Annotated in this window: 24 protein-coding genes and 1 pseudogene; 11 read left to right on the plus strand and 14 right to left on the minus strand. The window is 38.7% G+C overall.

Features of this window, described 5'->3' with window-relative positions:
• Window positions 1–278, plus strand: a pseudogene (locus tag ACS604_RS18280) (hypothetical protein); the annotation flags it as partial.
• A gap of 95 nt (window positions 279–373) precedes the next feature.
• Here ACS604_RS18280 and tyrS read toward each other — a convergent pair.
• Entirely contained in the window at window positions 374–1606 is a 1233-nt protein-coding gene (gene tyrS, locus ACS604_RS18285) for a tyrosine--tRNA ligase (protein WP_013196511.1), read from the minus strand.
• Window positions 1607–1667: 61 nt separating this feature from the next.
• Between tyrS and ACS604_RS18290 the strand changes: the two genes are divergently transcribed.
• Together ACS604_RS18290 and ACS604_RS18295 are read left to right on the plus strand one after the other, a co-directional pair.
• The gene (locus tag ACS604_RS18290) at window positions 1668–2795 is read left to right on the plus strand and encodes an anhydro-N-acetylmuramic acid kinase (protein WP_004795587.1); all 1128 of its coding nucleotides are present in this window, start codon (window positions 1668–1670) and stop codon (window positions 2793–2795) included.
• Between the two features lie 123 nt (window positions 2796–2918).
• Window positions 2919–3761: an alpha/beta fold hydrolase gene (locus ACS604_RS18295; RefSeq protein WP_474772517.1), complete on the plus strand. Its 843-nt coding sequence runs from the start codon at window positions 2919–2921 to the stop codon at window positions 3759–3761.
• A gap of 60 nt (window positions 3762–3821) precedes the next feature.
• Here ACS604_RS18295 and erpA read toward each other — a convergent pair whose 3' ends face one another.
• The 4 genes from erpA to ACS604_RS18315 form a co-directional block, all read right to left on the minus strand.
• On the minus strand, window positions 3822–4157 hold the full coding sequence (gene erpA, locus ACS604_RS18300) for an iron-sulfur cluster insertion protein ErpA (protein WP_003656048.1): 336 nt from the start codon (window positions 4155–4157) through the stop codon (window positions 3822–3824).
• A gap of 124 nt (window positions 4158–4281) precedes the next feature.
• Window positions 4282–5286, minus strand: a complete 1005-nt coding sequence (locus tag ACS604_RS18305) for a putative solute-binding protein (protein WP_474772519.1) — start codon at window positions 5284–5286, stop codon at window positions 4282–4284.
• Between the two features lie 352 nt (window positions 5287–5638).
• On the minus strand, window positions 5639–6646 hold the full coding sequence (locus ACS604_RS18310; protein WP_003656045.1) for a putative solute-binding protein: 1008 nt from the start codon (window positions 6644–6646) through the stop codon (window positions 5639–5641).
• A 255-nt stretch (window positions 6647–6901) separates the two neighbouring features.
• Window positions 6902–7906: a putative solute-binding protein gene (locus tag ACS604_RS18315; protein ID WP_174730980.1), complete on the minus strand. Its 1005-nt coding sequence runs from the start codon at window positions 7904–7906 to the stop codon at window positions 6902–6904.
• Between the two features lie 253 nt (window positions 7907–8159).
• Between ACS604_RS18315 and ACS604_RS18320 the strand changes: the two genes are divergently transcribed.
• The gene (locus ACS604_RS18320; RefSeq protein ID WP_474772521.1) at window positions 8160–10088 is read left to right on the plus strand and encodes an ATP-binding cassette domain-containing protein; all 1929 of its coding nucleotides are present in this window, start codon (window positions 8160–8162) and stop codon (window positions 10086–10088) included.
• A 50-nt stretch (window positions 10089–10138) separates the two neighbouring features.
• Here ACS604_RS18320 and ACS604_RS18325 read toward each other — a convergent pair whose 3' ends face one another.
• From ACS604_RS18325 to dnaA, 6 genes are all read right to left on the minus strand, one after another.
• Complete coding sequence (locus tag ACS604_RS18325; protein ID WP_144735806.1) at window positions 10139–11065, minus strand: TolB-like translocation protein; 927 nt, start codon at window positions 11063–11065, stop codon at window positions 10139–10141.
• A gap of 124 nt (window positions 11066–11189) precedes the next feature.
• Window positions 11190–11582 (minus strand): cytochrome b562, encoded by a 393-nt coding sequence (gene cybC, locus ACS604_RS18330; protein WP_474772523.1) that lies wholly within the window; start codon window positions 11580–11582, stop codon window positions 11190–11192.
• A 37-nt stretch (window positions 11583–11619) separates the two neighbouring features.
• The gene (gene gyrB, locus ACS604_RS18335) at window positions 11620–14088 is read right to left on the minus strand and encodes a DNA topoisomerase (ATP-hydrolyzing) subunit B (RefSeq protein ID WP_004795574.1); all 2469 of its coding nucleotides are present in this window, start codon (window positions 14086–14088) and stop codon (window positions 11620–11622) included.
• A 52-nt stretch (window positions 14089–14140) separates the two neighbouring features.
• On the minus strand, window positions 14141–15223 hold the full coding sequence (gene recF / locus ACS604_RS18340; RefSeq protein ID WP_474772525.1) for a DNA replication/repair protein RecF: 1083 nt from the start codon (window positions 15221–15223) through the stop codon (window positions 14141–14143).
• A 14-nt stretch (window positions 15224–15237) separates the two neighbouring features.
• Window positions 15238–16386 carry a DNA polymerase III subunit beta gene (dnaN, locus tag ACS604_RS18345; protein WP_005308370.1) on the minus strand — a complete coding sequence of 383 codons (1149 nt, stop codon included), beginning with the start codon at window positions 16384–16386 and terminating at the stop codon, window positions 15238–15240.
• Between the two features lie 97 nt (window positions 16387–16483).
• Window positions 16484–17890 carry a chromosomal replication initiator protein DnaA gene (dnaA, locus tag ACS604_RS18350; RefSeq protein ID WP_005308372.1) on the minus strand — a complete coding sequence of 469 codons (1407 nt, stop codon included), beginning with the start codon at window positions 17888–17890 and terminating at the stop codon, window positions 16484–16486.
• A gap of 681 nt (window positions 17891–18571) precedes the next feature.
• Here dnaA and rpmH point away from each other — a divergent pair.
• From rpmH to mnmE, 5 genes are all read left to right on the plus strand, one after another.
• Complete coding sequence (gene rpmH, locus ACS604_RS18355; RefSeq protein ID WP_000831329.1) at window positions 18572–18706, plus strand: 50S ribosomal protein L34; 135 nt, start codon at window positions 18572–18574, stop codon at window positions 18704–18706.
• A 29-nt stretch (window positions 18707–18735) separates the two neighbouring features.
• Window positions 18736–19128: a ribonuclease P protein component gene (rnpA, locus tag ACS604_RS18360; RefSeq protein ID WP_004795567.1), complete on the plus strand. Its 393-nt coding sequence runs from the start codon at window positions 18736–18738 to the stop codon at window positions 19126–19128.
• Between the two features lie 10 nt (window positions 19129–19138).
• Window positions 19139–19459, plus strand: coding sequence for a membrane protein insertion efficiency factor YidD (gene yidD, locus ACS604_RS18365; protein ID WP_003656027.1), 321 nt, complete (start codon window positions 19139–19141; stop codon window positions 19457–19459).
• Window positions 19460–19464: 5 nt separating this feature from the next.
• Entirely contained in the window at window positions 19465–21225 is a 1761-nt protein-coding gene (gene yidC / locus ACS604_RS18370) for a membrane protein insertase YidC (RefSeq protein ID WP_004795565.1), read from the plus strand.
• 90 nt (window positions 21226–21315) lie between these two features.
• Window positions 21316–22671, plus strand: a complete 1356-nt coding sequence (gene mnmE, locus ACS604_RS18375) for a tRNA uridine-5-carboxymethylaminomethyl(34) synthesis GTPase MnmE (protein ID WP_224973355.1) — start codon at window positions 21316–21318, stop codon at window positions 22669–22671.
• A 49-nt stretch (window positions 22672–22720) separates the two neighbouring features.
• On the opposite strand, the gene ACS604_RS18380 is transcribed toward mnmE, so the two are convergent.
• A complete protein-coding gene (locus ACS604_RS18380; RefSeq protein WP_004795563.1) occupies window positions 22721–22984 on the minus strand; it encodes a metal/formaldehyde-sensitive transcriptional repressor in 264 nt (87 codons plus the stop codon).
• A gap of 57 nt (window positions 22985–23041) precedes the next feature.
• Here ACS604_RS18380 and dmeF point away from each other — a divergent pair, with 57 nt between their 5' ends.
• Both dmeF and ACS604_RS18390 read left to right on the plus strand, forming a co-directional pair.
• Window positions 23042–24010: a CDF family Co(II)/Ni(II) efflux transporter DmeF gene (dmeF, locus tag ACS604_RS18385; protein ID WP_474772536.1), complete on the plus strand. Its 969-nt coding sequence runs from the start codon at window positions 23042–23044 to the stop codon at window positions 24008–24010.
• A gap of 95 nt (window positions 24011–24105) precedes the next feature.
• A complete protein-coding gene (locus ACS604_RS18390; RefSeq protein ID WP_474772538.1) occupies window positions 24106–24804 on the plus strand; it encodes a DsbC family protein in 699 nt (232 codons plus the stop codon).
• Between the two features lie 50 nt (window positions 24805–24854).
• Here ACS604_RS18390 and ACS604_RS18395 read toward each other — a convergent pair whose 3' ends face one another.
• Both ACS604_RS18395 and hpt read right to left on the minus strand, forming a co-directional pair.
• Window positions 24855–25106 carry a GlsB/YeaQ/YmgE family stress response membrane protein gene (locus ACS604_RS18395; protein ID WP_000269732.1) on the minus strand — a complete coding sequence of 84 codons (252 nt, stop codon included), beginning with the start codon at window positions 25104–25106 and terminating at the stop codon, window positions 24855–24857.
• A gap of 173 nt (window positions 25107–25279) precedes the next feature.
• The gene (gene hpt / locus ACS604_RS18400) at window positions 25280–25807 is read right to left on the minus strand and encodes a hypoxanthine phosphoribosyltransferase (protein ID WP_004795560.1); all 528 of its coding nucleotides are present in this window, start codon (window positions 25805–25807) and stop codon (window positions 25280–25282) included.
• Between the last annotated feature and the right edge of the window lie 67 nt (window positions 25808–25874).

The raw sequence follows: 25874 nt of genomic DNA on the forward strand, positions 1-25874 counted from the left end.
GGGTATTTCAGCCTTTTTCTATTGAGTGCCGTTTTTTTCTACTATTTTGCGAAAAAAGTGATATATATGGCTTTTTTTTAGGCATTTTCACCACTTTTATTAATTTTATTTTAGAAAAATACAGTTCATCTCAGATTTTTGATGTCTTCTTTCTTATAGTTGTTATAGGCATATATAGCATTTTCGATTCCAAGGGAATATTAGAGCAAATGCTCTACTCTCAAGCTATATTTCGCTCTATCTTGTTATTTACTTTGATTACTTTTCATTATTACTGATCTATAAATTGTTCCACGTGGAACGTTGAATTGTTTTTTGATTCTTAAATAAAAAAAGCAGGATTACTCCTGCTTTTTATCACTACAGAATATTCTTAGTCAGTGAACGTTACACGTGCAATTGCTTTTTTACCTGACTGAATAATGAAAGTACCGTTTTCTTTTACAGAGAAACCAGCATCAACAGCATTCCAGTCAACTTTTACTGCACCACGAGCTACTGCATCTTTTGCAGCTGCAGCATTCGGATTTAATCCAGCTACACGTAGAATCGTGGCAATAAAGATTTCTCCACCAAACTCACCACGCGAAATAGTCACCTCTGGGGTGTCTTCTGGTACTTCACCTTCTGTAATAAGGTTGCCAGCACTTTTATGTGCATTAGCGGCAGCTTCTGCATCATGGAAGCGCTCAACTAGCTCAAGTGCAAGAATACGCTTTACTTCTTGTGGATTACGACCAGCAGCAATTTCTTCTAATAAAGCTTTGATCTCATCTAGAGATTTAAAACTTAATAAATCGAAATAGCGTTCAATTAAAGAGTCTGGCATTGATAAAACTTTTTGGTACATTGCCCCTGGTGTATCAAATACACCAATATAGTTACCTAAAGATTTAGACATTTTATTTACGCCATCTAAACCTTCTAGAATCGGCACAGTGATACACACTTGGGATTCTTGGCCATAACGGCTTTGTAATGTACGACCCATGAGTAAGTTAAAGGTCTGGTCTGTACCGCCTAACTCAACGTCAGCTTCAAGCGCAATTGAGTCATAACCTTGAACTAGAGGATATAAAAACTCATGAATTGCAATCGGCTGATGGTTGCTATAACGCTTTGTAAAGTCATCACGCTCTAACATGCGGGATACGGTTTGCTGACTTGCTAGCTGAATAAGGTCAGCAGCAGATTTTTGATTAAACCATTCTGAGTTAAAACGTACTTTTGTTTTATTCGGGTCTAATATTTTGAAAACTTGTTCTTGATAAGTTTTAGCGTTGGCTTCCACTTGTTCACGTGACAACGGCGGACGAGTTGCACTTTTACCAGTTGGGTCACCGATCATCGCTGTATAGTCACCAATTAAGAAGGTAACTTCATGACCCAAATCTTGGAAAGTTTTTAATTTATTAATAAGAACCGTATGTCCTAAATGTAAATCTGGTGCTGTAGGGTCGAAACCAGCTTTAATTTTAAGAGGACGATTCTCTTTGAGCTTTTTCAGTAAATCTTCTTCTGAAATAATTTCGTGCGTGCCTCGTTGGATGAGGGCAAGCTGTTCTTCGGCGGGCAAGAAATTTGACATCACAAAACCTAAACACATCAGTTATTCAATTTGTGCGATATACTAACATTTTTTCAGCGTCTTGCAGGGGAAGTTGCATATGAGCGCAATCTATATCGGCGTAATGACTGGCACTAGTATGGATGGTGTGGATATTGTTGCGGCTTCATTTGAGCCACTACAGCTTCATGCCACTCTTACAGTTCCATTTGAACCCGAGTTACGTGATGAGCTTATGGCGTTGACTTTGCCTGATGACAATGAAATTGACCGCATGGGTAAAGCTGATGTTGCTTTAGCCAAAATGATTGGTCATGGCATTAATACTCTCATTGAAAAAAACCAGTTAGATCGTAGTCAAATTAAAGCGATTGGATCGCATGGACAAACCATTCGTCATCGTCCAGAACATGGTTTTACTTTACAAATTGGTGATCCCAATATCATTACTGAAATCACTCAGATTCCGGTTGTTTCAGATTTCCGTCGTAGAGATATGGCAGCAGGCGGTCAAGGCGCACCATTGGTTCCAGCTTTCCATCAAGCACTATTTCAACATCCAAGTATTCATCGTGTGATTTTGAATTTGGGTGGTATTGCCAATGTGAGTATGTTGCCTGCCAATAATGCTGACGGCGTATTTGGTTTTGATACAGGTCCTGCAAATATTTTGATGGATGCTTGGTGTCATCGCCATACAGGTCATCCATATGATGAAAATGGTGACTGGGCTGCCTATGGTCATCCTATTCGCTCTTTACTCGACCGCCTTCACGCCCATGAATATTTTTCTAAAGAACCACCTAAAAGCACAGGACGTGAAGACTTTAATATTGACTGGTTAGATGATCAGTTAATCGATTGGCGAAATGATTTAACTTACGATGAGTTAGAAGATACACCTGAAAACATCCAAGCCACCTTATTAAAGCTTACTGTGCGTGCCATTCAAAAAGCGATTTATCGTTCTGAGATGGAAACAGGTGAAGTATATGTATGTGGTGGTGGTGCTTATAACTCTTATTTATTAGAACAATTACGCTGGCGTCTTCGTAAGCACAATTGGTCTGTTCAACCTACAGATGTTTTAGGGCTCTCCCCTACTTGGGTTGAGGCTACCGCATTTGCATGGTTAGCAATGCGTTTTGTAAATGGTTTAAGTGGTAATTTGCCCGCGGTAACAGGTGCTTCGGATTTCAGAATTCTAGGTACAATCACAGTTGTATAAAAACTACTTATTAATTGATCAGATTCGACCTCATAACACATTTAATGACCCGAAATGCTGTTATTTAAATGAGTATAAAAACTCATGATAAATGCCAACAAAAATAATTTAAGGCATGTTTGTATGGATCTGACCAAACGTATTTCTCAATACACACGTGGGGCTTGGACATTCGATGTAATTGATTCAGGCCCTATAGATGGTCCACTCGTTGTTTTATTGCATGGTTTTCCAGAAACTGCTCATAGTTGGGAGCAAACCTCTGAATTATTGCATCCGCATCAATTTAGAACACTTGCGATTCATCAACGTGGTTATAGTTTAAATGCTAGACCTCAAAGCCGATTTCAATATTCACTGAGTGAACTTGTAGAAGATGTGGCAAGTTTAATTGAGCAGCTTGGCCAGCCAGTTTATTTAATTGGGCATGACTGGGGCTCGGCAATTGCCTCGGGCGTTGCGATGAAGTATCCACAATATATTCAGCATCTCACTTTAGTTTCTGTACCCCATCAAGCTGCTTTTTTAAAAGCTTGTTTAAGCAGCAGACAAATTTTTAAATCTTATTATTTTGCAATTTTTCAGCTACCAGTTCTGCCCGAACTTTTATTTAAAAAGATACCAAAATTGGGCCGTAAGTTTCTTAAGTCATCAGGCATGACCGAAGAGCAAATTGCAATATTCGAGGCTGAGTTTATAGAAGAAAATAGATTAACTACGGCGTTGAATTGGTATCGTGGTTTTTTTTGGGACAAGCCTCAAAATCCGTTTAAAGCCATAGATGTCCCTACTCTTTTTATTTGGGGCAAACATGATATTGCAGTTACAGAAAAAAGTGCCGAGCTAAACTCACATTATTTTAAAAATAGTTATGAGGCAGTTTTTATGGATGCATCACATTGGATTCCATATCAGAATGCACCTGAACTAGTGCAATACTTTTTAGAATCTATCAGTGAAAAATAATGATTTGACCAATAAAAAAACCTCTCAAAATAGAGAGGTTTTTTTATTTTAAAATTCTTTTTAAATCGAGAACGAAGAACCACAACCACATGTTGTTGTCGCATTCGGGTTTTGGATAATAAAACGTGACCCTTCAAGGCCTTCTACATAGTCAACCACTGAGCCAATTAAATATTGATAGCTGAGCGAGTCAACAAGCATTTTTACATCGCCATTTACGAATTCTGCATCATCTTCATTTACGCTTTCAGCAAAATTGAAGCCATACGAAAACCCTGAACACCCGCCTCCTGTTACATAAACACGTAACATGAGATCGTCATTCCCTTCACTATCACGGAGTTGGCGTACCTTATTGGCAGCATTATCTGTCAAAACTAGAGCTTGGGCATTCATGATGATTGTTCCTCGGATTTTGCTGTGCCTTTCAAAATAAAAAAGACCCTATATTGAGTATAGCATAATCAATATAGGGTCTGTCTTCGAAGTTTAAAGCGAATCTTGAGTATTTTTATCAAGATTATTTGTAATTCTCGTCTTGTAAACCACATTCGAAGTTTTTAGCATCTTGTTTACAACGGAATTGCCAAAGAAGTTTCATCATACGTTTATCGTACACACCACGTTGTGTAAGGCTAATTCGTGACTCACGCATCAGCTTTTGGTAACCGGGTTTATCGGCAGCAGGAACATCCATCCAGTATTTTTGAGGAATATCAGCTTTCATTTTACCCAAGATGGTAAAGGCACGTGGTAGCTGACCTGAAACCCACTCTCTAGATTTCTGACCAAAACCAGCTGGGAACTTATCAGGACGGATAATAATATTTCCTGTCACCTGCAAAATCGGATAGTTCACAATCGCCCCTTTTGTTCCTAAACCTTTTTGTAGTTCCAAAGGTTTAAAGGCTGCTGCTGGCGCACCAATAATATCAACTTGATGGTTATTAAATTTAGCACCGAAATTTGTGACGTCAGCACTAACTGCCTGCGCGCCTACCTGCTGAACCATAATTTTTTGAGCTTCATCATAGTCAAGAACAGCAATTTTTTTACCTGCGGCTTTCGCTACTGTATTGATGCTGCGGTCATTTACTAAAAGATACGCATCACCAACCGGAATAACACCTACAACCTCATAGCGACCATTAACCATATATTTACTAAAAGTCGGACTCGCTAAACCTTGCATGATTTTTACAGCAAGCTTGAGGTCAGGAATGGCCCCAATTGCATCTAGTGACCCAGTAAATGTGTTAAATTGACGACCACGCATCCCTGACACACTAATACCATCACATTTGCCTGCTTTAAAATCTTCAGCAATCACGGCTTCATTTTGGTTTACTTTAAGTTCGATATCAGCTCCCCAGTTTTTCGCGGCAAGTTGATAATCCTTCATCAGCGCATAGACATCGCCATTTTTACCAACGAAGTCAAAAACACATACTGTTTGTTTAGCCTGAGCTGCAAAAGAAACTGTGGTAAGTCCCATCGCAAGTAATAGCATTTTGGAAAATTGCATATTCTTTTTCCTTTCCTTGTGGAGTTTTTGTTTTTCGATACCAAGAAATTTCACACCAAAATGGTATGAATCGGATAGGCCTCATATAAAAATCATGATGGAATATTTGTATAGACCCTATTTGCTTTTATGATTTTATTTTCATGAAAAATAGATGGCGATTGACCTATCTATTAGCAATTATTTTAATCACTCAAGTCCTTGATCCATTTTTATACCTTCATGTTTCCTTATGAAGTTTTTATCTAAATTTAGCTTAACGTCTTTCTAACTAACCACAATGGCAGAATTGACAGCACATATAAAACAAAAAGCCTAGAACTCAGTCTAGGCTTTCTGAGAGAAATTAGAATTATTCACCAGGCATTGAACATTCAAAGTTAGCCTTGTCTACAGAACAACGTGCTTTTTTCAATACAGACATCATTCCTGCATCGTAAACACCGCGTTTAGTTAAGTCCATACGGCCATCACGCAACATTTTTTGATACTTAAGTTTATCTTCTGCACTTAAGTTCATTTTGTATTTGCCAGGAATTTGCGCTTCTAAACGGTTGATCATTGCAAAGTTCTTAGGCAACTGTTTAACGAACCAGTCACGAGATTTTTGACCAAAACCAGCTGGGAATTTATCAGAACGTAATACTAGATCTGCTGTAACGTGTAATACAGGGAAGTTCCACATTACACCGTTTGCACCTAAACCTTTATTTAACTCTAATGGTTTGTAAGCATAAGCAGGTGCACCTACCATATCTACCTGACCATTGTTAAATTTAGCGGCAAAGTTTGAAATATCAGAAAGAACCGCTTGAGCACCTACACGTTGCACCATAATTTTTTGTGCATCGTCATAGCCCAGTACGGCGAATTTTTTACCCGCAGCTTTTTCAACAGAGTTGATGTTTTTGTCACGTACGAAAATGAATGCTGAACCTAGCGGAGAAATACCAGCAACTTCATATTTTTTACCACCCATATTAGTGGTCATTTTTGCTGCATTACGTGCATCTAATACATAAGTAATTGCACGTTGAGCGATTTGGTTATTTGGAACACCACCGAGTGAGTCGATAGATCCTGCGAATTTGTTATATTGGCGTGCACGCATTGCTGTCATTGCTACAGCATCACATTTGCCGGCTTTAAAATCATTATCAGCAACAGCCTCGTCCTGACGAGGAACTAAGTTAATTTCAGTACCCCAGCCTTTTGCAGCTAGAGCCCATTCTTCCATCATTTTATATGAGTCGCCTGCTTTTCCTAAGAGGTCGAATACACATACGGTACTCGCTGCTTGCGCTGAAGCAGAAAAACCAACAACAGAAGCGGCAGCCATAGCAAGTACGATTTTTTTCATTTTCTTCATCCTTCCACGGAACAGATTTTTTGTTTGAAGTTTCCTTTCAAAGACAGATATTAATCATGTTTTTTAGAAAAAAATAGAGCTTTTACTCAAATATTTTTATCTTATTGAACCATTGTTTGTTCAATTTAAATTATTTATTAGTGGTAAAAATCACTAAGTTTCCGTAAGTTACTTTTTATATTCACAATTTTCATACCCATATTCAGCTTTGAAATATATGTAGCGTTTTTGTGTTTAAAAAATAAACTATTCCCCATTAAGGGTACATTCAAAATTAGTTCTTTCAACCGTACAACGAGCACGCTTCAGCACACTCATCATTGTTGCATCGTATACCCCCTGCTTTGTTAAGCTGAGGCGACCTTCACGTAAAATTTTTTGATATTTAATTTTGTCTTCAGCTGAAAAATTCATTTTAATTTTTGATGGTACGCCCACTTCTAGCCGTTTTATCATGGCAAAGTTCTGAGGTAATTGCTGTAGAAACCAAGCACGTGACTTTATACCGAAATCTGTAGGGAACTTATCACTTCGAGCAACTAAATCTCCCGTAACGTTAACCACAGGGAAAGTAAACATTGCCCCTTTCCCTCCTACCCCTTTACCAATCTCTAAAGGTTTATAAGCATAAGCTGGTGCAGCAATTGCATCGACTTGTCCACTATTAAACTTTTTCACAAAATCGGTAATTTCTGATGGAATAGGCTGGGCACCTACACTTTCCACCATAATCTTCTGTGCTGCGTCATATTGCAAAATAGCAAATTTAGTACCGCGTACTTTTTCAATTGAATTCAGGTTTTTATCTCTTACAAATAAATAAGCCAATCCAATCTGAACAATCCCGACGACTTCGTAATTGGCTCCATTTTGTGCAGTTACCATACGATGTTTATTGCGTTTATCTAAAACGTAGCTAATAGCTTTTTGCGCAATAGCATTACTGGTTACTCCACCAATTGCATCAATCGAACCTGCAAATTTATTGTAATTTCTCGCCCGCATGGAAGTCATATAAGCGGCATCACACTTGCCTTCACGCAACCTACGGTCAACCAAAGCTTCATCTTGAAATGGAATTAAAGTGATATCTGCTTGCCACTCTTTAGCTGCAAGCGCCCATTCTTCCATCAGTTTATAGGATTCACCTGACTTTCCTAATAAATCAAACACACACACATTTTGTCCAGCATGTGCTGTTCCCATAGCACAGCAAAATACTGCGCCAATTATCCCCAATCTTTTTTTCATTTGACTTTCCTTAGTCTAGTTTTATTAGTAGCTCATTAATCAACCAAATTTTAAACTGTTTTTATTTTAGCCATATTTTTTTAAATGTGTTCTATCTTATTCAATATTTTGATAATTTCGGATGAATAGCGAAATTTAGAATGTCTTGATATATGTAATTATTAACAGCCGCTCACTAAAATCCGGAAAGTTTTGTTTTCATCGGCAGTTCTCTTTAAAATACAGCATCCCTAACTCACCTCGATACAATAAGATGATTCAATTTGACCAAGTTTCTTTACGCCGCGGTGGACGTGTTCTATTTCAAAAAGCGTCTATGCAATTACACCCAGGTTGGAAGATTGGTCTAACTGGGGTAAATGGTGCAGGTAAGTCGACATTATTTGCTGCATTACTTGGAAGTTTAGGTGCCGATGAAGGTTCACTTACTCGTCCTACAGGCTGGACCGTAGCGCATATGGCTCAAGAAATAAAAGCCTTAGATATGCCTGCAATTGATTTTGTTCTTTCAGGTGATGAAGAATTTTGGGATATTCAAAATAAGCTTGCTCAACCAGATCAACTGACTGATTTTGAATTGGCTAAATTGCATGGCCGCTTTGATGAAATTCATGGTTATTCAGCACCATCTAAAGCAGCCCAACTCATGGCTGGTCTTGGGTTTCTAGAAAATCAATTACGTTTGAATGTTGAGAGTTTCTCAGGTGGATGGCGTATGCGCTTAAATTTAGCGCGTACCCTTATGAGTCGTTCAGATTTATTATTACTAGACGAACCAACCAACCATTTAGACTTGGATGCAATTCTGTGGTTAGAAGATTGGCTTAAAGCCTATGAAGGTACACTCATCCTCATTTCGCATGACCGTGACTTTTTAGATGCGATTACAGATCATATTCTTCATATTGAAAATCAAGAACTCACGCTTTACACCGGAAACTACTCTACATTTGAAACTACGCGTAGTGAACGTCTTGCCCAACAACAACAAGCTTTTGAGAAACAAGAAGAAACACGTGCTCATCTACAAAAGTTTATTGACCGTTTTAAAGCAAAAGCGACTAAAGCTCGTCAGGCGCAGAGTCGTATTAAACAACTTGAGCGCATGCAGCAACTTGCACCCGCTCATGTAGATACGCCGTTTACGTTTAGTTTCCGTGAACCCACCAAAATGAGTTCTCCTTTGCTGACTTTAGACAATGCCAGTATTGGTTATGGAGATAAACAAATAGCCGAAAAAATCAGATTACAAATTACACCAACCTCACGTATTGGTTTACTTGGTATGAACGGCGCAGGTAAGTCAACATTGATTAAGAGCTTGGTTGGTGATTTACCTCTCTTAGCGGGTGAACGTAAAGCTTCCGAACTGCTTAACATTGGTTACTTTGCGCAGCACCAAATGGATGCTTTAGATGGCCATGCTACTCCAATGTTACAGCTTGCTCGTATAGCAGATAAAAAAATTAGTGAAGCCACCCTACGTTCTTTCTTAGGTAGTTTTGGCTTTAGTGGTGAACGCATGGATACGCCATGTGAAACCTTTTCTGGTGGAGAGCGCGCTCGTTTAGCCCTCGCACTCATTGTATGGCAGCGTCCAAACGTTTTAATTCTCGATGAACCGACGAACCATTTAGATCTAGATATGCGTCATGCACTAAGCATGGCATTACAAGACTTTGAAGGTGCTGTCGTATTGGTTTCCCACGAACGTCAACTTATTGCAAGTGTTTGTGACGAGCTTCTTTTGGTACACGGCGGTAAATGTACCGAATTCGAAGGTGATTTACAGGATTATGCAAAATGGCTACGTGAAGCACGTCAGCAACTCATTAATGCTCAAACTGCTGTGGCGCAGAATAATTCATCCTCTACCACTGCTGCCCCAGCTAAAGTCGATAAAGAAGCACAGCGTAAAGAAGCAGCTCGCCGTCGTGAACAGACTCGACCTATTCGTAAAAACATTGAAAAAGTTGAGTCTCAAATTGAGAAGCTTCAACCGCAGCTTGCCAAAATTGAAGAATCTCTAGCAGACACATCTATATATGAGGCTGCACGTAAAGACGATTTACTCAAACTTATGAATGAACAGACTGAGCTGAAGGCTAAACTTGAGCAACACGAAGAGCAGCTTTTAGAACTCATGATGGAGTTAGAAGAAATGGACGCTTCTTTTGATTAATCTGTTTTCTAAAATAAAAAAGCCGATTTCTTAATCGGCTTTTTTATTAATTAATAAGGGGTATAAAAAGCCCCTAATTCATTTAAATTGCTATTTACAGGTAAAGGCCAAACATTGCTTGATTGGCTATCTGCGATATATAGATCATAACCGCCTCGACTACCTGTTTGCCCTGCAAGTGACACCACCATGTAACGCTGATCTAAAGGCGCTGGATCAGAAGTATCATAATTAATGCTGTTAAATGGCAAACGTGTGGTTTGTTTATTAGCCATGTCATAGAGATAGATCTGATCATGAGCATTTGTTGGACTGTACCAGCGTACATATAAGAAGCGACTTCCTTGCCACCATATTGGATAGTATGAAGCGATATTGGTTAGCTGTGTATCATAGGCACCCGACTGATCAATACTGAAAATTCGAGAATTATTTCCAGCACCTTTTGCATATAAGATTTGGGTAGTATTTACCATCGGATAAGGCATCGATTCTTCTATGTCCCAACCATTTTGAGTGACAGAAGTTATCGTACGATCCATCATTTTAACGATTTTTAAATCGCCATTTTGTTTGAAAATAATACGCTGGTTATCTATGAATTTTGGATCTTCATCGCGTTTGTTATTTCCCTGAGTTAAGTTAATGGGTAACTCACTACTACCCACTTTCCAAGCATACACATCCCATGCATCGCCATAATGCTGCCCAGAGTTAACCCCCATAAAAGTTAACCATTTTCCATCTGGGGAAAAATGACCATTCATCATATGGTCAATTTTCCAATTTGTGCCCAGTAATGTAGTCTGCTGCGTTGTGAAGTTATAAAGATAAAGCTTACTGTCCCATGCGTCATAATCACTATAACGATGAAATACTAATTTTCCATAAAAGGTTGGGGCTGTAGCAGCATGTAGTTGAAATAAGCAATTAAAAAACATGATCCCAATGCATAAGAGTTTTTGTGTTTTTTTCAAAATTATATTCTCTTGATATAAATGGAAACTACCATCTAAATGGCAGTTTAAAAGTTCATTTCTTATAAAAAAAGGCTTTGTTTTTAATTAAACAAAGCCTTTTCTTTAATCATCATAAAAAGAATTATCTAAATTTTTTATGATTTTCATTTCGAATTTTGACTAAATTGATTGCTTCATTTTTGGCTTGATCTAATTGTCCTTGCTCAACCAAAGCAGTTACTTTATCAATCTCGGCAACAAGCTGATCTAAACCAGCTTGGTACTCTTTTACCTGTACATTTCCTAAAGGTAAACCTTCGAGTTTATGTGGTAAATATTGCTTAGAAGAAACAGCTGCTTCACGCATTACAACAAGCTGTTGTTTCGCATTAGCAGTATCTTTTGCTTCAGCAAATGCTTTAGTACTCTTAGCTAAAGTTTTCATATTCGTTTCTAGGTCTGCCGCCGAAACAGTAGAGCTTCCTAAAAACACACATGAGATTAACAGACTAGCTAATATTTTCTGACCCATCATCTTCTCTCCCTAGACTGATTTAGAATAGAGTTATCAATTAAGCATCAATATCCGCATTTAAAGCATTTTCTTCAATGAATGCACGACGTGGTTCCACATCATCACCCATCAAGCAAGAGAACATACGATCTGCTTCAATCGCATCATCAATAGTTACCTGCAACATATTACGGTTTTCAGGATCCATTGTCGTTTCCCAAAGCTGTTCAGCGTTCATCTCACCAAGACCTTTATAGCGCTGAATCATCATACCGCGGCGCGAATCTTGCAAAATATGCTGCCAAACCTGATGGAAGTTAGCCACTTGAATACGGCGATCACCTTTTTGTAAATAAGCACCATCTTCAAGCAAACTGAACCAGCTCTTCGAGTTTTTCAGCAAACGTGCATACTCAGCTGAATTCAATAAAGCTGCATCAAGCAAATATGCATGTGGCAAGTTATGAACATATACCGTAATACGCGGCCAATAATGCGCAGATTTTTCACCTTGAGCATTTTCACGCTCAAATGACTCTAGTGTAATTTCTGGGCGTAAACTTGGCTGTAATCTTGTAATGATAGCTTTTACTTGATCAGCCCATTGTTGTACATAAGCCTGATCATGATTTTGATCGCTCTTGAACGCTTCTACTTCAAGTAAAGCATCCAATAAGCTAGCTGGATAACGTAAAGTTAAGCGCTGTAAGCTCTTTTGTGAAACTTGATAGTCTTGAATGACTTTTGCAAGTGCTTCACCTGTAATAGCAGGTGCTTCAGCATTGGTATGCAAAGATAGCTCATCAATCGCATTTGAAATTAAATAAGTTTCCAATGCATCATTATCTTTGATGTATTGTTCCTGCTTACCTTTTTTCAATTTATACAAAGGTGGCTGTGCAATATAAATATGCCCACGCTCAACCAATTCTGGCATTTGACGGAAGAAGAACGTTAATAACAAGGTACGAATGTGCGAACCATCAACGTCGGCATCGGTCATGATAATGATTTTATGATAGCGTAGCTTATCAGGATTATATTCTTCACGACCAATACCACAGCCAAGCGCAGTAATTAAAGTACCGACTTCCTGACTAGAAATCATTTTGTCAAAGCGCGCACGTTCAACGTTCAGGATTTTACCTTTCAACGGCAAAATAGCCTGCATTTTACGGTTACGGCCTTGCTTGGCACTACCACCTGCAGAGTCACCCTCGACAAGATATAGTTCAGAAAGTGCTGGATCTTTTTCCTGACAATCTGCCAATTTACCTGGTAAACCAGCGATATCAAGTGCGCTTTTACGACGCGTCATTTCACGTGCTTTACGCGCAGCATCACGCGCACGCGCAGCATCAATAATTTTACCTGCAATCGATTTTGCAGCTTGCGGGTTTTCAAGTAAGTAAGCAGAGAACTCTTTGTTCATTGCTTGCTCAACTGCTGGTTTTACTTCACTCGATACCAGTTTTTCTTTGGTTTGAGATGAGAATTTCGGATCAGGTACTTTTACCGAAATAATAGCAGTTAAACCTTCACGCGCATCGTCACCAGTTACATTGACTTTTTCTTTCTTGATAATATTTTCATTTTCAAGATATTGGTTAAGACCACGTGTCAACGCTGCACGGAAACCTGCTAAATGCGTACCACCATCTTTTTGAGGAATATTATTGGTAAAACAACGAACGTTTTCTTGATAACTTTCGTTCCACTGTAAGGCTACTTCTACAACAATGCCGTTATCTGTATCCGCAGTGAAATGGAAAATCTCATTCAGATGAGTTTTACCTTCGTTAATGTATTTTACGAACTCAGATAAGCCACCTTCGTAGTCATACACATGTTCAAGGTTAATTCGTTCATCACGTAAAACAATACGCACGCCCGCATTTAAGAATGAAAGCTCACGTAAACGACGCGCTAAAATTTCTACGTTAAAGATAGTTTGGCTAAAAGTTTCTGCACTTGGCCAAAAACGTACTGTTGTACCGCTTTTATCTGTTTCACCAATCACACGTAATGGATATTGTGGATCACCGTGTTGATATTCTTGCTCATGCACTTGACCAGCGCGAGAAATCATTAAATGTAATTTACGCGAAAGTGCGTTTACTACAGAAACACCTACGCCGTGCAAACCACCAGAAACTTTATAGCTGTTGTCATCAAACTTACCACCTGCGTGCAGAATGGTAAGAATTACTTCCGCTGCAGAAACACCTTCTTCGGGGTGAATATCGGTTGGAATACCACGGCCATTATCAGAAACGCTTACGGACTCATCTTCATGAATAGTGACGATAATTTCATCACAATGCCCAGCTAAAGCTTCATCGATCGCGTTATCGACTACCTCGAATACCATATGGTGTAAACCGGTACCGTCGTCTGTATCCCCAATATACATACCCGGACGTTTACGAACTGCATCTAATCCACGTAATACTTTAATACTAGAGGAATCATAAGCCTTTTCATTGGTTTGTTCTGTTTGAGAGGCTGATTGAGACTCTGAACTCATGGTTTCTCCCTAGCAAATATAGGTTTATTCAAAGATGGTTAACATCAAAAAATTATGGTGAAGCAAGACTAACTTGACCGGATTCAACATTGAATAATTGATATGAAATAGACAGATCATGTAAGTGTTTTTTTACCGATGCATGATCTAAAGTTGTCATAAAAACCTGGCTACCAAGTTGGCTTAATCGTTCAATTAAACGTTGTTGTGCGGTTAAGTCTAATTCTGCTGTCAGATCATCTAATAATACCACAGTTTCCTTATTACTCGCATGTAACATTGCAATTTGTGACAGTTTTAAAGCAATAATCAGCAGTTTTTTCTGACCTCTTGATAAAACCACATCAGCGTGTCCAAACGGGGTTTTTAAACGCAAATCTGCGCGATGTGGACCATATTCGGTATACCGTCTTTCGATATCTTTTTGGTGTTGATTTAGCAGGTCTTGCATGAGCCCCTGCTCTGTATGAAAACCTGGAATGTATTCCAGTTCAATTTCAAGATCAGGGAGTAATTGGCTCAAATCATTTTGAAAAAACACATTCCATTGTTCCACAATACCCAAGCGCTGAGAGTGCAAAATTTCACCATAATCACTCAACATTTTGTTCCAAGGCTCTAAATCAGCCAACGACAAATTTCTTCGGGTTTTAAGTAACGTATTTCGCTGTTTTAATGCACGCGAATAGTATTGCCACGCAAAATAAAACTCAGGTTCCACGTGGAACATCAGCCAATCTAAAAGTTGGCGTCGTGGTTTTGCACCATGGTCAATAATGTCGGTACTTTGTGGATCAAGATGCTGCAAAGGAAGTAATTTAGCAAGTTGTCCTTGAGTAGCTACGGTATCGCCATTGACCTTCATCAACTGCTCACCAGATGCTAACTTTTGCATGCCAATTTTTTCAGTACTAGACTGTGCAAAGACAATCGCATCTTCGGCAGCATACTGAATATAATTTTTAGGAATATGAGTGCGGAACGATCGCCCAGTTGCAAGCAAATGAATTGCTTCCAGAATGGAGGTTTTCCCTGAACCATTAGCACCATAAAATATATTAAACGGTTGCAACCCGTGGAGTGCAACCGTTTTTAAATTACGCACACGTTCAATGTTTAAGCGCGTAAGATGCATATTAGATAGCCAGATTATACACGCATCGGCATAACTACATAAGTTTGATCAGTATGTGCTGGATCTTGAACCAAAACAGACTGATTCGCTTCACTCATACTCATGTTTACATCATCGCCATCAAGTACACCCAATACTTCAAGTAAATATTGCGCATTAAATGACATTTCAAGCGGTACGTTTTGATATTGGATAGCTAAATCTTCAATCGCCTCATCTTGCTCAGGGTTATTCGCACGAAGCTGTAAAGAATCTTGATTAAAATTCAAGAAAACACCACGCAATTTCTCATTACTCAAAATTGCAACACGTTGTAATGATTGCTTAAATACATCATGGCTAATTAATACATGTTTATCGCCACCACGTGGAATTACACGACGATAATCAGGGAATTTTCCATCAATCAATTTTGTTGTAAAACGAACAGTAATATCACCCTGCTCTTTGTCACGACTTGGCGTATTGATGGTTACATTTAACAACTCACGACCAATCAACAATGTTAATTGCTCATCTTCAATACTCAATAAGCGCTGTAATTCACCAACAGCTTTACGAGGTACAATGGCCTGAACCAATTGAGATGATGTAGAAGAAGCCGTAATTTCACAAAGTGCTAAACGGTGTCCATCTGTTGTTACTGCACGTAATTGATTTTCATCAATTTCCAATAAAGTACCTGTTAAATAGAAACGTACATCTTGTACAGCCATCGCAAAAGCAGTTTTTTCAAATAAACGCTTTAACTCACGTTGAGTTACCTGTACTTGAGTACCTTGACTATTTTCAGTCGTCAATAATGGATAATCTTCTGCTGGTAAAGTTCCTAATACGAAACGGCTATTACCAGATTTTAAGATACATCTTTGATCTTCAGTAATTTGTAAATCAATTAATGCAGCTGTAGGCAATGATTTACAAATTTCCATTAATTTACGGGCAGGGACTGTAGTTTCCCCTGCTTCAAGGCATGCCCCTTCTGTTAAAACAGTGCTCGCAACCAATTCGACCTCTAGATCGGAACCAGTAATGGTGAGCGCCTGAGCATTAGTCTGAATTTTGACGTTTGAAAGAATATTCAATGTATGACGACGTTCTACCGCACCGACAACATGCGATAAAACATTGAGTAAACTTTCTTTAGCGATTTTCAAACGCACGATTCATTCCTCTAGCAACTTGGAGCAAATATTTCATTTTTTAGCTGTGTACTATGCTGCACTTACGTAGACTTTGCAACAATGTCTTATTATTTCATTAACTCTGAAGTAGACGCAGTAGATTTTTATAATCTTCGTCAAAAATTGGATCTTCTCCGCGCAGACTGGTTACTTTTTCACAAGCATGCATCACAGTACTGTGGTCGCGTCCACCAAAAGCCATTCCAATTTCTGGAAAACTATCACCGGTCAATTCACGAGCAAGTCCCATTGCTAACTGACGTGGTCGAGCATAAATTCGCGTACGTTTGGGCCCTACTAATTCTTTTAATGGAATACGGAAATATTCACTTACCACGCGCTGAATATTTTCTACACTAATCGTTCGTGCACGGATAGCCAACACATCTTTTAAAGACTCACGCACAACATCAAGATCGATTGGCGCACCTTTAAAACGAGAAATTGCAACGACTTTATTAAGTGCCCCTTCAAGTTCACGTACGTTAGCAACCACTTGTTGTGCAATAAATAATGCACAATTTCGAGGTAAATCAACGCCACTATTTTCGGCTTTCTTTAATAAAATTTCGATACGAGTTTCAATATCTGGTGGTTCAACGCCTACTGAAAGCCCCCAAGAAAAACGAGAAACTAAACGCGGATCTAACTCTGTTAACTCTTTTGGATAACGGTCTGAAGTTAAAATAATTTGTTTAGATTCATCAAGTAAGGCATTAAATGTATAGAAGAACTCAACTAGACTCGCCTCTTTACCTGCTAAGAGATGAATATCATCGACCAATAATAAATCTAAAGAACGACAGTTTTTCTTAAACTCTTCTACTTTGCCTTTTTGTAAAGAACTCACAAAATCCTGAACAAAACTCTCAGAAGTCATATACATCACACGAGCATTTGGTTTGGCTTGTAATAAAGCATTACCAACTGCTTGCATTAAGTGTGTCTTACCTAATCCTGTAGGACCGTATAAAAACAAAGGGTTATGTTGTGAGGCACCTAATTGAGTTAATACTTTTCTACATGTTTCAGCAGCCATCTGGTTCGAACGGCCTTCAACAAATAAAGAAAAAGTAAACTGAGGATTCAGTAGTTTCTTTTTTGATGTTTTCGGATTGACGACACTATTCGCATGTGGGCTAGAAACAGACTCAGGCTCTTTTTTTACTTTAATACTTTGTGGTGGTGCAGTTTGCAAAGCAGCGGTAGTGGTTGCTGGTTGTTCGCTCGATGACAAAATACTCCCAGGACGAGAATCAACTAAGATCTCAACCTGACGTACACGTCCTTCTGACAACTGCTCAGCCAATATAGAAATTAATTCTAAATGATTCTCTTGAATGTAACGCGTCCAATAAGGGTTAGGAGCATAGAGACGTAGTATCCCTTCTACTTCTTCAGCAACTAATGGGCGAATCCACATCGCAAAGACGTTATCAGAGAGCTCTTGTCGCAAGCGAGTTAAGCAGTCTGTCCAAAGCATGTGTATCCCCTATTTTTGCGTTTTTAAATTCAAACAATCTAAAGATTCACCCTTCCATATGAGAAGGGGTCGCCATTCTAACCAAGTTATCCACATCTGTCATGACGAATTCGAGCGATTTTGTCTAAAAAGAAAACTCTTGTGAGTAAATTTAAATTCAAAACCACTTGTGTATAACTTTTTGCACAACCTGTGGATAAATTATCACACAAACTTATCCACAATCCATAAATATAATAAAAACAGAGTTATCAACAACCCAAATACATGTTTTTTAAATTTAAAAGTACGAAATCCACAGAAAAAACCACTCCTAATAAGAATAAATATAAATTTTAAAATTTGAATTTATTTAATAGGGGTGTGATCTTTTGTGGATAACTACAGAATATGAATTTAAATTCAAATGCAGCAAATCAAAGCCAAGATGATATCTTGTTTTGTTGATAAATATGTATATAAGGTGTGTATATAATAAAAGTTCTAATAAAAATAGACAATTACTTTGTGTATAACTTTAAAAACTATATATTGCACTGAATTATGACAATCATAAAAAGAAGTAGAGAGATTAAAAATTTGGGTTAAATACAAAACTTTCTTGGTTTTTCATTGACAGCGTAAACATTGCACAATAAAATCGCGGACCTTTATAGAAAGATCATTTTTGGGAGTTTCGATATGAAACGTACTTTCCAGCCATCTGAATTAAAGCGTAAACGCGTTCATGGTTTCCGTGCTCGTATGGCAACTAAAGCTGGTCGTCAAGTATTAGCTCGTCGTCGTGCAAAAGGTCGTCATAGCTTAACTGTTTAATACTGTTACGCTGACCAGACTTGGGTGTGATGACACTTTACAATTTTAGCACAGATGTGCGAATACGCTGTGCTGCAGATTATAAAAGTGTATTCGATGGTGCGCTTTTTAAAGTGCATCAACCCCATTTTTTATTTCTTGCAAAATTAACCGAACAGCCTAATAGCCGTTTGGGTATTGTTGTTGCTAAGAAAAAAGTGCGCCGTGCGCATGAAAGAAATCGAATAAAACGTCTTGCTCGTGAGAGCTTTCGTCTACATCAGCCGAATTTTGGATCAGATATAGATATTGTGGTAATGCCGAAAGTCGGTATAGAAGCGATTACGAATGCTGAGCTATATCAACAATTAGATTTTGCTTGGCAAAAATTACAACGTTTAGCAAAAAAACATTCTAAAGTTGGCACAACCTCGCAGAATTAAGAGATAGCCAATGGTTCGTTTTCTACGTTGGTTGATTCGACTGTATCAAATTGCGATTAGTCCGCTTCTTGGACCCCGTTGTCGTTATATCCCGACCTGTTCCCAATATGCGATAGAAGCATTGCAAACTCATGGTGCAATCAAAGGCGTTTGGTTATCTTCTAAACGAATTTGTCGTTGTCATCCGTGGGGTGGATCTGGATATGATCCGGTACCGCCAAAAGCAATTCGTTTTATTTCGTTTCATCAAATAGATTCTCAAACGCATCATGTTGCTGTACCCTTTCGTGATCGTTTACTGAAGCAAAATCTCTCTAACCATTTGGGGTAATAGATATGCAACAATGGGCCAGGTTTGCAATTCTCGGGGCCATGTTTGTCACCGCATATTTGCTCATTTTGGCTTGGCAAAAAGATTATGGAAATGCTGCAACTGCACCGCAAAAACAAGCGGCGGCTGTAAGTTCACATGAAGTATCTGCTGATTTGCCAAATGCTAAAAATGCAACAGTGGCTTCCGATGTGCCACAAGCAAATATTGCGCAGTCACAAACCACAGATGCAACTGCACCTGTGAATCAACAGCTTATTTCAGTACAAACTGACCTTTACCATATTTGGATCAATCCAAAAGGTGGTGATATTGTTCGTATTGAATTACTCTCACACGACAAAAGCAAAGACAGCGATCAGCCATTTGTTATGCTTGAAAATGATGCCAAGCGTACATATGTTGCTCAATCTGGCTTAATTGGTTTGAATGGACCAGATAGCAGTCGTGGTGGTCGTCCATTATATGCGGTTGAAAAAACATCATATACTTTGGCTGATGCTAAGGGTGTACAGGATCAAAAGGGTCAATCTGAAAAAGTTTTAAACGTTCCGATGGTATTTAAAACACCTGAAGGCGTTGAAATTATTAAAACTTTCACCTTTACCCAAGGGCAATATCCAATTGTTGTAAGACATCAAGTGATTAACCGTAGCCAACAAAGCTGGCAAGGTCAGATGTTTGGACAATTAAAGCGTGATAACTCTGATGATCCTGGTAAATCTTCTCAAGGTATTTTCACTCTAGGAACTTTCTTAGGTGGAGCTTGGGGAACACCTGATTCACACTACAATAAGCTTAAGTTTGCTAATTTCTCAGAAGAAAAAGTAAATACTGAAGCGAAAGGTGGATGGGTTGCGATTGTTCAGCATTATTTTGTAAGTGCTTGGATTCCTGGGAATCTTAAACTGACTCAAGCAAATGGTCAGCCTTATGTAGCTAAACTTGAATCTCGTCAATCTGCGGATCATATGAATATCATTGGTTTTACCTCACCAGTGATTAATGTTCCGGCAGGCACTTCAATGGAAGTGGACGCAAAACTTTATTCAGGTCCGAAAGTACAATCTGAATTAAAAGATTTAGCGGTTGGCTTGAATCAGACTGTTGATTATGGCTGGTTATGGCCGATTGCCAAGTTATTGTTCTTAGGTCTTCAATTCTTCCATAGCATTGTGGGCAACTGGGGATGGTCAATCATCTTACTTACCGTGATGGTGAAGATGATTTTGTGGCCTTTATCTTCAAAAAGTTATCGTTCTATGGCGAAAATGCGTGTGATTGCACCAGAAATGCAACGCATGAAGGAAGAGTTCGGTGAAGACCGTATGCGCTTCTCGCAAGAAATGATGGCTTTATACAAACGTGAACAAGTGAATCCACTTTCAGGTTGTTTACCATTGTTGCTACAAATGCCAATTTTCCTTGCCTTGTATTGGGTACTCATGGAAAGTGTGGAATTACGTCATGCACCGTGGTTAGGCTGGATTCAAGATTTGTCAGCAATGGATCCTTGGTTCATATTGCCGTTGATCATGGGTGCTACGATGTTTGCGCAGCAAATGTTGAACCCGCAACCCGCTGATCCTATGCAGGCAAAAGTGTTCCGCATTATGCCGATTATGTTCACGGTATTTATGTTGTTCTTCCCAGCAGGTCTCGTGCTGTACTGGATTGTGAACAACAGTATTACTATTTTACAGCAGTCGTTTATTAATAAGAGCGTTGAAAAAAGTCGTATAAATAAGACTGAATCAGCTTCTTAATCGCTGAACTTTTGCTGAATAAATCCGCTTAAGATGGTAATCTTAGGCGGATTTTTCTTTGGCTGGATTTTAGGTTTTTAGGTGAATAATATGCAAAGTCAAACCACGATTGCCGCAATTGCAACGCCACCAGGGCGTGGTGGTGTGGGCGTGATTCGCCTATCGGGACCTAAAGCTTATGAGATTGCTCAAAACCTGACACAGAAAAACTTGCCTGAAGCACGTATGGCAGGTTTTCGTAAGTTTTATGATGCTGATGGCAGCATTATGGATGAAGGGATTGTTCTATGCTTTCCCAATCCCCACTCGTTTACAGGTGAAGATGTTGTAGAGCTACAAGGTCACGGTGGTCCAGTCATCCAAAATGCCTTGCTGGGACGTCTATTTGAGCTGGGTGCAATTGCTGCAAAAGCTGGTGAATTCTCCATGCGCGCTTTTGAAAATGGCAAAATGGACTTGGTACAAGCAGAAGCGATTGCCGACTTGATTGATGCGACTTCACAAGCTGCAGCACGTTCTGCTGTTCGCTCTTTACAAGGCGCGTTTTCAACAAAAATTAATACCGTTTTAGAAAAACTGATTCATTTACGCTTACATGTTGAAGCTGCAATTGATTTTCCTGAAGAAGAAATCGATTTCTTAGCAGACGGTAAGATTTTAGCTTTACTTGAAGATGTTCAGCAGTCAGTACATGCCGTTCAAACATCTGCACGACAAGGTCAATTACTACGTGAAGGTTTACAAGTCGTTATTGCGGGTAAACCAAATGCAGGTAAGTCGAGCTTGTTAAATGCGCTAGCTGGCGTTGAACGCGCAATTGTGACCGATATTGCTGGTACAACTCGCGATGTTTTACATGAAAAAATTAGCTTAAATGGCCTACCAATTACTTTAACAGATACAGCTGGCCTACGTGAAACAGGTGACATTGTTGAAAAAGAAGGGATTCGTAGAGCAATTAAAGAAATTGAACAAGCTGATTTGTTATTGCTGGTTTATGATTTAAATCAAGGCGATGACCCATTAAAACTTGCTCAAGAATATTTTGCTGAACACATTGAACCGCGTCGCTTAATGTTAATTGGCAATAAATGCGATTTAACTGGTCAATTAGCTGAAATAACTGACCATCAAGGGTTCCGTCATATTACAGTTTCAGCAAAACAAGAGATGGGCGTACAAGGCCTCGTAGATGCGATTACAGCGCATGCAGGCTTCCACCCTGAGGAAGACACCTTTATTGCAAGAACACGTCATTTAGACGCAATGAAGCGCACACAGCTCTATCTTTCAGAAGCACATGAGCAACTTGTTGTGTTTAACGCAGGTGAACTCGTTGCTGAATCATTACGCCTTGCTCAAAATGCTTTAGGTGAAATTACTGGTGACTTTAGCGCTGATGACCTATTAGGCAAAATCTTTGGTTCGTTTTGTATTGGAAAATAATTAAAAAAACTCTGAATGATGCACATGGCTGTGTCATTCAGTCACCTCGTTAACCGTATCTTTTTAGAACCTTTAAAAACTCATCTAACTCATTCTGATCAACTTGTGCTTCTTTGAGCACATGGTGATGTAAGTGTTGTTCCATCAATTCACTCATCAAACCGTTTATCGCACCTTTAATGGCAGCAACTTGTTGCAGTATTTCTATGCATGAAATATCAGGTTGTTCAACGGCATGCTCAATACTATTAATTTGCCCTTTTAGTCGTTTTACACGATTAACTATTTTTTTATCCTGACCAATGTGACTCATCTGTGTTCTCTTGTATAATTCAATATACTGGTAGGGAGTATATTGGGTTTAAATTTTATGCAGGATTATAGTGTATCACGTCATCATCAACATCAGTTTGATGAAGGCAATCCACTTGCACAAAAACGTATTTTGATTGCAACGATTTTAACGGCATCTATGATGGTGTTAGAAATATTCGGTGGATGGTTTTTCAATTCGATGGCGCTTCTGGCTGATGGTTGGCATATGAGTTCACATATGTTGGCACTCGGTTTAGCCTATTTTGCTTATCGTGCAGCTCGTCATTATTCCAAAGATCATCGGTTTAGTTTTGGAACTTGGAAAATCGAGATTTTAGCGGGTTATAGCAGTGCAATTTTGCTGATGGTTGTTGCCATTTTTATGGCTTTTCAGTCGATACAACGTTTATTTAATCCAGTTGAGATTTTTTATAATGAAGCAATTCCTATTGCAATTTTAGGTTTGGTCATTAACTTGATTTGCGCATGGTTACTTCACGATGATGGGCACCATCACCATCACCATCACCATCACCATCACCATCATGAACATGGGCATCACCATCATGATTTAAACCAAAAAGCCGCTTTTTTACATGTAGTTGCAGATGCTGTGACCTCCGTTTTTGCAATTATTGCGCTTTGTGCTGGTAAATATTTTGGATGGGATTTTTTAGATGCACTTTTAGGAATTTTAGGTGCTATTTTGGTTGCAAAATGGTCTCTTGGATTAATGAAAGAGACAGGAAAAACCCTTTTAGATGCTGAAATGGATCATCCGGTAGTTGAAGAGATCCGTGAAGTAATTGCTGAATTTCCTAAAAATATTGAAATTACGGATATTCATGTCTGGAAAGTCGCAAAAGGCAAATTTTCTTGTATTTTAGCGCTCGAAACTGATGATATTTCTTTAACCGCAGATCAGATTCGTCAGGCTTTATCAATTCATGATGAAATTGTGCATATATCGGTAGAAATTAATATTCTAAAACCTGCTTATGTTCCACGTGAAACATTGGCATAAATAAGTGGCAGTTTGGTTATAACTCGGTAATCAGTTCTGTTTTCTAAAGCTGAACTGATTAAAATGATCTCCTCTCCTACCTATGAGTTGGTTTTATGCTTAAAAAATTAGGAATATTGGCGTTATTTAGCTTAACGGCGAGTTTAAGTTTCGCTAATGTCGATACTGTTAGGGAAAATATTAAAAAACAATATCCTAATTTGAAAATTAGCAATATTCAGAAAACCGAAATGCCAGGGCTATATAGCGCTAATCTCGATCAGCAAATTATTTATATTGGTGAAGATGGTCAGCATATGCTTGTTGGTTCTATGATTCGATTAAAAGATCAGAAGAATTTGACCAAAGATCTGGTGTTAGGACAGAACTCAATTGATTGGAAACAATTACCTTTAAAAGATGCGATTAAAACGGTTAAAGGTAATGGACAGCATGTTTTAGCCGTATTTTCTGATCCAAACTGCCCTTATTGCAAGCAGCTTGAACCTGAACTCGATAAGCTGAAAGATGTGACCATTTACACTTTCATTTATCCTCTAAAGCCTCAGTCTATCGTTGTTTCTAGACAGGTGTGGTGTGCGCCAAATCAATCCTATTCATGGAAAAAACTGATTCAACAAGGTGTTAAACCAACAGTGGCAAGCTGTGCTAATCCAATTGACCGTAACTTAGAGCTTGGAAAGAAACTAGGTTTTAATGGTACTCCTACCTTAATTTTTGCAAATGGATTTAAACTGGTAGGCGCTCGATCTGCCGAAGAAATTCAAGCCGTTTGGAAAGAATTAGGTCTATAAAATGAATTAAAAAAAGCACCATCAGGTGCTTTTTTATTGCCTAAAAGTCATTAACTTTTTCGTGCAATTAAATTGTAAATAAAGAGAATAATGACTGCACCAATTACAGATGCGATAAAGCCCGCAGCTGAATTTTCTCCATAAAGGCCAAGTAAACGTCCACCATAAGTGGCGAGAAGTGAACCTGCAATACCAATTAGGGTAGTTACGATGAAACCTGCTTTATCATCCCCTGGATGTAAGGCACGAGCGATTAAGCCAGCAAAGAAACCAACTACAATAGCGACAATGAGTGACCACATATTTGTTCTCCAGTTGTTTTTTTGATGAAGTTAATGATTTTGCTTCATATTCTATCGTGCGGCAGAGTCATCTATTTTGTCTGTAGCAGATTGCGACTTTTTGTGTCTTTTTTGTTCGAAGCTAAAGTTTTATATAAAAAAATAGCACCTCGCGGTGCTATTTTTTTTGAAATTTATAAACCAATTTCGCCAATAAATGGTAAGTGGCGATATTTTTGATCGTAGTCTAATCCATAACCCACAATAAACTTGTCTTCAACTTCAAAACCTAAAAATTTCACTTCGAGATCAATTTCACGGCGAGATGGTTTACTCACTAACGTACACAATTGAATCGAATTTGGTTCGCGAGTTTGCAGCATTTCCATAACTTTGCTTAAGGTATTACCTGAGTCGATAATATCTTCAACGACCAGTACATCTTTACCGCGAATTTCACCATCAAGATCTTTTAAGATTTTAACATCTCGACTTGAAGTCGTACCGCCGCCGTAGCTAGAGACTGTCATAAAGTCGAGTTCATGCGGTTTGGTAATCGTTCGGCACAAGTCTGCCATGAAAATAACAGAACCACGCAGTAGCCCAATCAGGACTAACTCTTTGTCGCTATTTGCATAGTGAGCGTTAATTTGCTCGCCGAGCTCTTTGACTTTTGCTTGAATTTCTTCGGTTGAAATCATGATGCTCATTGCAACAGTCATGTCAGATTCCTACAAGATATAAAAGAAAAATAAAAAAGGTGTTGACCTGCAACACCTCTAAAATCTG

It is taken from the genome of Acinetobacter sp. Li1LvA2 (genome assembly GCF_056156705.1).

Excerpts from the sequence above, each read along its gene's own strand:
- tyrS (WP_013196511.1), bottom strand. The coding sequence starts at position 1,606 with ATGTGTTTAGGTTTTGTGATGTCAAATTTCTTGCCCGCCGAAGAACAG.
- ACS604_RS18290 (WP_004795587.1), top strand. The coding sequence starts at position 1,668 with ATGAGCGCAATCTATATCGGCGTAATGACTGGCACTAGTATGGATGGT.
- ACS604_RS18295 (WP_474772517.1), top strand. The coding sequence starts at position 2,919 with ATGGATCTGACCAAACGTATTTCTCAATACACACGTGGGGCTTGGACA.
- erpA (WP_003656048.1), bottom strand. The coding sequence starts at position 4,157 with ATGAATGCCCAAGCTCTAGTTTTGACAGATAATGCTGCCAATAAGGTA.
- ACS604_RS18305 (WP_474772519.1), bottom strand. The coding sequence starts at position 5,286 with ATGCAATTTTCCAAAATGCTATTACTTGCGATGGGACTTACCACAGTT.
- ACS604_RS18310 (WP_003656045.1), bottom strand. The coding sequence starts at position 6,646 with ATGAAAAAAATCGTACTTGCTATGGCTGCCGCTTCTGTTGTTGGTTTT.
- ACS604_RS18315 (WP_174730980.1), bottom strand. The coding sequence starts at position 7,906 with ATGAAAAAAAGATTGGGGATAATTGGCGCAGTATTTTGCTGTGCTATG.
- ACS604_RS18320 (WP_474772521.1), top strand. The coding sequence starts at position 8,160 with ATGATTCAATTTGACCAAGTTTCTTTACGCCGCGGTGGACGTGTTCTA.
- cybC (WP_474772523.1), bottom strand. The coding sequence starts at position 11,582 with ATGATGGGTCAGAAAATATTAGCTAGTCTGTTAATCTCATGTGTGTTT.
- gyrB (WP_004795574.1), bottom strand. The coding sequence starts at position 14,088 with ATGAGTTCAGAGTCTCAATCAGCCTCTCAAACAGAACAAACCAATGAA.
- recF (WP_474772525.1), bottom strand. The coding sequence starts at position 15,223 with ATGCATCTTACGCGCTTAAACATTGAACGTGTGCGTAATTTAAAAACG.
- dnaA (WP_005308372.1), bottom strand. The coding sequence starts at position 17,890 with ATGCTTTGGACAGACTGCTTAACTCGCTTGCGACAAGAGCTCTCTGAT.
- rpmH (WP_000831329.1), top strand. The coding sequence starts at position 18,572 with ATGAAACGTACTTTCCAGCCATCTGAATTAAAGCGTAAACGCGTTCAT.
- rnpA (WP_004795567.1), top strand. The coding sequence starts at position 18,736 with ATGACACTTTACAATTTTAGCACAGATGTGCGAATACGCTGTGCTGCA.
- yidD (WP_003656027.1), top strand. The coding sequence starts at position 19,139 with ATGGTTCGTTTTCTACGTTGGTTGATTCGACTGTATCAAATTGCGATT.
- yidC (WP_004795565.1), top strand. The coding sequence starts at position 19,465 with ATGCAACAATGGGCCAGGTTTGCAATTCTCGGGGCCATGTTTGTCACC.
- mnmE (WP_224973355.1), top strand. The coding sequence starts at position 21,316 with ATGCAAAGTCAAACCACGATTGCCGCAATTGCAACGCCACCAGGGCGT.
- ACS604_RS18380 (WP_004795563.1), bottom strand. The coding sequence starts at position 22,984 with ATGAGTCACATTGGTCAGGATAAAAAAATAGTTAATCGTGTAAAACGA.
- dmeF (WP_474772536.1), top strand. The coding sequence starts at position 23,042 with ATGCAGGATTATAGTGTATCACGTCATCATCAACATCAGTTTGATGAA.
- ACS604_RS18390 (WP_474772538.1), top strand. The coding sequence starts at position 24,106 with ATGCTTAAAAAATTAGGAATATTGGCGTTATTTAGCTTAACGGCGAGT.
- ACS604_RS18395 (WP_000269732.1), bottom strand. The coding sequence starts at position 25,106 with ATGTGGTCACTCATTGTCGCTATTGTAGTTGGTTTCTTTGCTGGCTTA.
- hpt (WP_004795560.1), bottom strand. The coding sequence starts at position 25,807 with ATGACTGTTGCAATGAGCATCATGATTTCAACCGAAGAAATTCAAGCA.